This window comes from Microbacterium sp. 70-16, from assembly GCF_001898315.1.
Lineage (GTDB): Bacteria > Actinomycetota > Actinomycetes > Actinomycetales > Microbacteriaceae > Microbacterium.
The window spans coordinates 51933-58089 of record NZ_MKTQ01000024.1; the positions used below are offsets into that span (position 1 = coordinate 51933).

Genomic DNA, 6157 nt, shown 5'->3' on the forward strand with positions numbered 1-6157 from the left:
CTTCCTCTACTCCTACTTGCGCTTCTTGCCGGCGTTGCGACGACGGACGATGTACTTGTCGCTTTCCTTGTTGGGGTGGCGGGTACGACCCTCAGCCTGGCCCCAAGGAGTGACAGGGTGACGACCACCGGAGGTCTTACCCTCACCACCACCGTGCGGGTGGTCGACCGGGTTCATCGCGACACCACGGACGGTCGGGCGGACGCCCTTCCAGCGCATGCGGCCGGCCTTGCCCCAGTTGATGTTCGACTGCTCGGCGTTGCCGACCTCGCCGATCGTCGCGCGGCACCGGGCATCCACGTTGCGGATCTCGCCCGAGGGCAGACGCAGCTGGGCGTAGGGGCCGTCCTTCGCGACGAGGCGCACGGAGACACCCGCCGAACGGGCGATCTTCGCGCCGCCGCCGGGGCGGAGCTCGATCGCGTGGATGACCGTACCGGTGGGGATGTTCTTCAGCGGCAGGTTGTTGCCGGGCTTGATGTCAGCCGACGGACCCGACTCGACGATGTCGCCCTGCGCCAGCTTGTTCGGCGCGAGGATGTAGCGCTTCTCGCCGTCGAAGTAGTGCAGCAGCGCGATGCGCGCGGTGCGGTTGGGGTCGTACTCGATGTGCGCGACCTTGGCGTTGACGCCGTCCTTGTCGTTGCGACGGAAGTCGATGACACGGTACTGGCGCTTGTGGCCACCACCGATGTGACGCGTCGTGATGCGACCCTGGTTGTTGCGACCACCGGTCTTCGACAGCGGGCGCAGCAGCGACTTCTCGGGCGTCGATCGCGTGATCTCGGCGAAGTCGGCCACCGACGAACCGCGCAGACCCGGGGTCGTGGGCTTGTACTTGCGAATAGCCATGTTGGTTGTCCTCTATCCCAGCTGTCAGCCGACGGCCGTGAAGATGTCGATGGTGCCCGACTTCAGCGTGACGATGGCGCGCTTGGTGTCCTTGCGCTTGCCGGTGCCGAAGCGGGTGCGACGGGACTTGCCCGCGCGGTTGAGCGTGTTGACCGCGGCGACCTTGACGCCGAAGATCTTCTCGATGGCGAGCTTGATCTCGGTCTTGGAGGCGCGCGGGTCAACCAGGAAGGTGTACTTGCCCTCGTCGATCAGGCCGTAGCTCTTCTCCGAAACCACCGGCTTCAGGATGATGTCGCGCGGGTCCTTGTTCACGGCAATGTTCGCGGTCATGCCGAGACCTCCTCGGTCGCTGCAGCCTTCGACGCGACGAACGCGTCGTAGGCGGCCTTGGTGAAGACGATGTCGTCGGAGACGAGCACGTCGTAAGCGTTGAGCTGGCCGACCTCGATGGCGTGGACGTAACCGAGGTTGCGGACGCTCTTCAGGGTCAGCTCGTCGCCGCGCTCGATGACGACCATGACGTTCTTGGTCGGAGCGAGCTGCGTCAGAACCGCGGCAGCGGCCTTCGTCGAGGGCGCACCCTCGATGCCGAACGAGTCGACGACGTGCAGACGGCCACCACGAGCACGGTCGCTGAGCGCGCCCAGCAGGGCGGCGGCGATCATCTTCTTGGGGGTGCGCTGCGAGTAGTCACGCGGCTTGGGGCCGTGGACGATGCCACCACCGGTCATGTGCGGCGCGCGGATCGAACCCTGACGGGCGTTACCCGTGCCCTTCTGCTTGAAGGGCTTGCGGCCGGCGCCCGAGACCTCACCGCGACGCTTGGTCGAGTGGGTGCCCTGGCGAGCCGCCGCGAGCTGCGCGACGACGACCTGGTGGATGAGGGGGATGTTCGTCTTGACGTCGAAGATGGCGGCGGGCAGCTCGACGGAGCCGGCCTTCTTGCCGTCGGACTTCACGACGTCGAGCGCGAGAGTCGAGTCAGCCATGTTCAGGCACCCTTCACTGCGTTGCGGACGTAGACAATGCGGCCACGCGCACCGGGGACGGCGCCCTTGACGAGCAGCAGACCCTTCTCGGCGTCGATGGCGTGCACCGTGAGGTTGAGAACGGTCACGCGCTCGCCACCCATACGGCCGGCCATGCGCATGCCCTTGAAGACGCGGCTCGGGGTCGACGATGCGCCGATCGAACCGGGCTTGCGGTGGTTGCGGTGTGCACCGTGCGAAGCGGAGACACCCTTGAAGTTGTGGCGCTTCATGACACCCGCGGTGCCCTTGCCCTTGCTGGTGCCGACGACGTCGACCAGCTGGCCGGCCTCGAACGTGGCGTCGACCGTGAGCTCCTGACCGAGTGAGTAGTCAGAGGCATCCGCCGTGCGCACCTCGGTGAGGTGACGACGGGGGGTCACGCCCGCAGCCTCGAAGTGGGCCGTGAGGGGCTGGTTGACCTTGCGCGGGTCGATCTGGCCGTAGCCGATCTGCACGGCGTTGTAGCCGTCGCGCTCGGGGGTGCGCACCTGGGTCACCACGTTGGGGGCGACCTCGATGACGGTGACGGGAACGAGCTTGCCGTTCTCGTCCCAAACCTGGGTCATGCCCAGCTTGGTGCCGAGCAGGCCCTTGGAAACCTTTTCGTTGATGTTTGCCATGGTCGTCGTCCTCAGAGCTTGATCTCGATGTTGACGTCGGCCGGCAGGTCAAGGCGCATCAGCGAGTCGACGGCCTTGGGCGTCGGGTCGATGATGTCGATCAGACGCTTGTGGGTGCGCATCTCGAAGTGCTCGCGGCTGTCCTTGTACTTGTGGGGCGACCGGATGACGCACACGACGTTCTTCTCGGTCGGAAGCGGCACGGGGCCGACGACGGTCGCGCCCGCACGGGTCACGGTGTCGACGATCTTGCGTGCCGACGTGTCGATGACCTCGTGGTCGTACGACTTCAGGCGAATGCGGATCTTCTGTCCCGCCATTGTCTGCTCACTCTCTTTTCTCGCGTCTTACCTCGGGGGCATTGGACGCACACGGCGCTGGTGGCGCCTGGGCACTTCACATCGCTGTTGCGATGGATGCTGCACCGCTGTTCTGATGTCAGTCCCGATCCTTCGCGCGCACGCGCGCGAATCCTGTTTCCAGGAGGATCGGGTTGTCGTTTGTTCTGCTGCCCGCGGCCTAGGCTCTGTGCGTCTGCACGTCCTATGCACTGCCCTGGCAGTGATCCCGCGCGGGCGCTTCTCTTCTCAGATCTGCGCGCGCAGGAATGTGGAACCTGACTAGTCTACGTGTCGCCCGGGCGTGTCGCAAACCCGGGCGTGTCGCGGGATGTATATCGGCGTGACTTGCGCACAGAAGCGGGTCGGATGCCTGATGGCATCCGACCCGCTTGTGGAGATCTGGTGGTTACTGACCGATGGCGCCGTCGACGTTGTCGCGCACCTGGTCGATCTGCTCGTGGAACTGCTCGGGCGCGACCTTCTTGGCAACGTCGGCTGCGCCGTCGAGGACCTTGTCGCTGACTTCCTCGACCTTGTCACTGCCGAAGACCTCTTCGGCCTTGTCCTTGGCGTCCTCGAACAGTTCCTTGCCCTTGTTGACGATGTCGTCGATACCCATGCGCGTTGTCCCTCCGTGGGTGGTCGGAGCGACACCGCGCCGCTCCGTTCTCCATCATGGTGCGTCGTGCTCGACAGGTCTAGAGGGCGGATAAGTCGCCCGCGACTCGTGCCGGGCGATCACGCGTTCGTCGCGGTAGGCGACCAGAACTCGCAGGATCAGCGCGACAAGTACGCCGATCGTCGCGCCGATCGAGTTGGCGATGACATCCTCTACGGTCGCATAACGGGCAGCGAGAAGCTGGCGCTGCGCCAACTCGATGCCCGCCGACACGACGGGTCCGCACAGCAGCATCACCGCCCACCAACTGAGGGGAAGCGCCAGACCGAACAGCAGCCCCACCGGAACGAAGAGCAGGATGTTCGCGGAGAACTCGATGAAGCCGTAGTCGATGAAAGCCGGGACGCCCCGCTCGTGCAACTCCTGGATCACCCGCGTAAGGAGGCCGGCGACCGGGCGATCGATGGGGCTCGGCCAGAACACGACGAACGCGAGGAAGCCGCCGTAGCCGATCGCCAGCAGCCAAACGGCCGCGGCCCGCGGCCCGCTGGTACGGATTGAAGGTCCCGCCACGATCAATGGGCGCTCTCGCCGGGTGCCACAACGGCACGCACTGTACGGAACAAGATCACGATGTCCTGCGTGAAGGTCCAGTTCTCCACGTAGTAGAGGTCGAGGCGGATGGCGTCGTCCCACGAGAGCGCCGAACGCCCGCTCACCTGCCAGAGCCCGCTCATTCCCGGCTTGACGAGGAGGCGCCGTTCAGCGGCGTCATCGTAGAGGGCGACCTCCGCCTCACGCTGCGGGCGCGGGCCTACGAGACTCATGTCACCGAGGAAGACGTTGAACAGCTGCGGCAGTTCGTCGATCGAATGCTTGCGCAGGAACCTGCCGACGCGCGTGATCCGTGGATCGTCGATGACCTTGTGCAACGGCCTGTCACTCGTACCCTGCAGATCCAGCAGACTGGCGAGCTGGTCGTCGGCATTGGCGATCATCGACCGGAACTTGATCATCCCGAACGACTGGCCGCGCCTGCCGATGCGGCTCTGGCGGTAGAAGATGGGACCTGCCCCGTCGACACGGATCGCGATCGCCGCCGCGATCATGATCGGTGATGCGATCACGATGAGCGCGGCGGAGCCCACGATGTCGAAGGCCCGCTTCGCAAAGCGCCGGTACCCCTCAAGCACGGGGTACTCGACGTGGACGAGCGGGAGCCCCGCTGCCGGACGAGAGTGGATGCGAGGGCCCGCCACATCGGTCAGCGCGGGCGCGACCACGAGATTGGCGTCGCGGTCGGCAATCGCCCATCCCAGCCGCCGCATGACTGCGGGGCTGAGTTCATCCGCCCCGGCGAAGATGACGGTGTCGGCATCGACGGCATCCATCGCCTCGACAGCCGTCGACAGCCCGCCGACGACCGGGACACCCTCGATCAGCGCGGGAGCGCGACCGTTCGTCACGACACCGATGATGTCGAACCCCGACCCTGGCTCGCGGCGAATGGCACCGATGATGTGCGACGCCTTGGCCGCTTCACCGACCACGATCGCGCGGTAGACGTACTTCGCCGACCGCTGCTGTCGCCGCAGCCACTGCCGCCACACCCATCGCGACAGGATGAGCGCCACGGTGCCCACGGGAAGGGCGATGAGAAGCAACGCGCGCGACACCTCGATACGCAGGAAGAACGCCACCGCCACCAGCACTGCGAACAGAGCGATTCCGGCATTGGTGATCCGGGCATACTCGAGCGTCCCATTGCCGACGATGTGACGGTCGCGGGTGTCGAAGACACTCAACGCGACCAACCACAGCAGGATGACCGCGACGATCAGCGCCCAGTACGGAATCTCCGGCCCGCCGACCCATGAGACCGACGCATTCTCGAACGGCAATGCGGCGAAACGGAAGACGACGAAGACCGCAGCGAGCACCGCGAAGTCACTGTAGACCAGCCGGCGCGCATAACGGGATGGCCAGTCACGTGCCGAGCGTCTCTTGGAGACCAGGAGCGGCGCCTTGCGAACGCGCGTATCCGCTTTTTTCACAAATGCTCCCGCGTACCCCACCGCACCACCGATCTGTTCCCCGCACGGCCAGATCTCACCGACCCGTGCACAACGACCCTCGGCGAGTTTACTCCCCGCGGCATGCGCCCCCCGGCACAAACGCAGGATGCCCCCGGAGCCGAAACTCCAGGGGCATCCTGTGTGAAGGTGTGCACCACGCTAGGCGCAGTGCGCAATCACGAGAAGGTGATTACTTCAGGATCTTGGTGACGGTACCGGCACCGACCGTGCGGCCACCCTCGCGGATGGCGAAGCCGAGGCCGTCCTCCATGGCGATGGGCTGGATCAGCTCGACCGACATCTCCGTGGTGTCGCCGGGCATGACCATCTCGGTGCCCTCGGGCAGCGTGATGACGCCGGTGACGTCGGTGGTGCGGAAGTAGAACTGCGGACGGTAGTTCGTGAAGAACGGGTTGTGGCGGCCGCCCTCTTCCTTGGACAGGATGTACGCCGTGCCCTCGAAGTTGGTGTGCGGGGTGACGGAACCGGGCTTGACGACAACCTGGCCGCGCTCGACGTCGTCACGCTTGGTGCCGCGCAGGAGCAGACCACAGTTCTCGCCGGCCCAGGCCTCGTCGAGCTGCTTGTGGAACATCTCGATACCCGTGACCGTGGT

Annotated in this window: 9 protein-coding genes; all 9 read right to left on the reverse strand. The window is 65.5% G+C overall.

What is annotated here, in order from left to right:
* Nucleotides 1–12: 12 nt before the first annotated feature.
* Nucleotides 13–852: a 50S ribosomal protein L2 gene (gene rplB, locus BGO46_RS10790; protein WP_298044559.1), complete on the reverse strand. Its 840-nt coding sequence runs from the start codon at nucleotides 850–852 to the stop codon at nucleotides 13–15.
* Between the two features lie 24 nt (nucleotides 853–876).
* Nucleotides 877–1185, reverse strand: a complete 309-nt coding sequence (gene rplW, locus BGO46_RS10795) for a 50S ribosomal protein L23 (protein ID WP_292897930.1) — start codon at nucleotides 1183–1185, stop codon at nucleotides 877–879.
* Complete coding sequence (rplD, locus tag BGO46_RS10800) at nucleotides 1182–1844, reverse strand: 50S ribosomal protein L4 (RefSeq protein WP_292897932.1); 663 nt, start codon at nucleotides 1842–1844, stop codon at nucleotides 1182–1184. The genes rplW and rplD overlap by 4 nt, the downstream gene beginning before the upstream one ends.
* Before the next feature lie 2 nt (nucleotides 1845–1846).
* Nucleotides 1847–2506, reverse strand: coding sequence for a 50S ribosomal protein L3 (gene rplC / locus BGO46_RS10805; protein ID WP_292897934.1), 660 nt, complete (start codon nucleotides 2504–2506; stop codon nucleotides 1847–1849).
* Nucleotides 2507–2517: 11 nt separating this feature from the next.
* On the reverse strand, nucleotides 2518–2826 hold the full coding sequence (gene rpsJ / locus BGO46_RS10810) for a 30S ribosomal protein S10 (protein ID WP_005050520.1): 309 nt from the start codon (nucleotides 2824–2826) through the stop codon (nucleotides 2518–2520).
* A gap of 427 nt (nucleotides 2827–3253) precedes the next feature.
* Nucleotides 3254–3466, reverse strand: a complete 213-nt coding sequence (locus BGO46_RS10815; protein WP_292897936.1) for an Rv0909 family putative TA system antitoxin — start codon at nucleotides 3464–3466, stop codon at nucleotides 3254–3256.
* 54 nt (nucleotides 3467–3520) lie between these two features.
* Nucleotides 3521–4039, reverse strand: a complete 519-nt coding sequence (locus BGO46_RS10820; protein ID WP_292897942.1) for a VanZ family protein — start codon at nucleotides 4037–4039, stop codon at nucleotides 3521–3523.
* Between the two features lie 2 nt (nucleotides 4040–4041).
* Nucleotides 4042–5640: a sugar transferase gene (locus tag BGO46_RS10825; protein WP_298044553.1), complete on the reverse strand. Its 1599-nt coding sequence runs from the start codon at nucleotides 5638–5640 to the stop codon at nucleotides 4042–4044.
* Nucleotides 5641–5731: 91 nt separating this feature from the next.
* Nucleotides 5732–6157: EF-Tu/IF-2/RF-3 family GTPase (locus BGO46_RS10830; protein WP_299986029.1), on the reverse strand; the 426-nt coding region annotated here is incomplete at its 5' end.

Excerpts from the sequence above, each read along its gene's own strand:
- rplB (WP_298044559.1), bottom strand. The coding sequence starts at position 852 with ATGGCTATTCGCAAGTACAAGCCCACGACCCCGGGTCTGCGCGGTTCG.
- rplD (WP_292897932.1), bottom strand. The coding sequence starts at position 1,844 with ATGGCTGACTCGACTCTCGCGCTCGACGTCGTGAAGTCCGACGGCAAG.
- rpsJ (WP_005050520.1), bottom strand. The coding sequence starts at position 2,826 with ATGGCGGGACAGAAGATCCGCATTCGCCTGAAGTCGTACGACCACGAG.
- rplC (WP_292897934.1), bottom strand. The coding sequence starts at position 2,506 with ATGGCAAACATCAACGAAAAGGTTTCCAAGGGCCTGCTCGGCACCAAG.
- BGO46_RS10815 (WP_292897936.1), bottom strand. The coding sequence starts at position 3,466 with ATGGGTATCGACGACATCGTCAACAAGGGCAAGGAACTGTTCGAGGAC.
- rplW (WP_292897930.1), bottom strand. The coding sequence starts at position 1,185 with ATGACCGCGAACATTGCCGTGAACAAGGACCCGCGCGACATCATCCTG.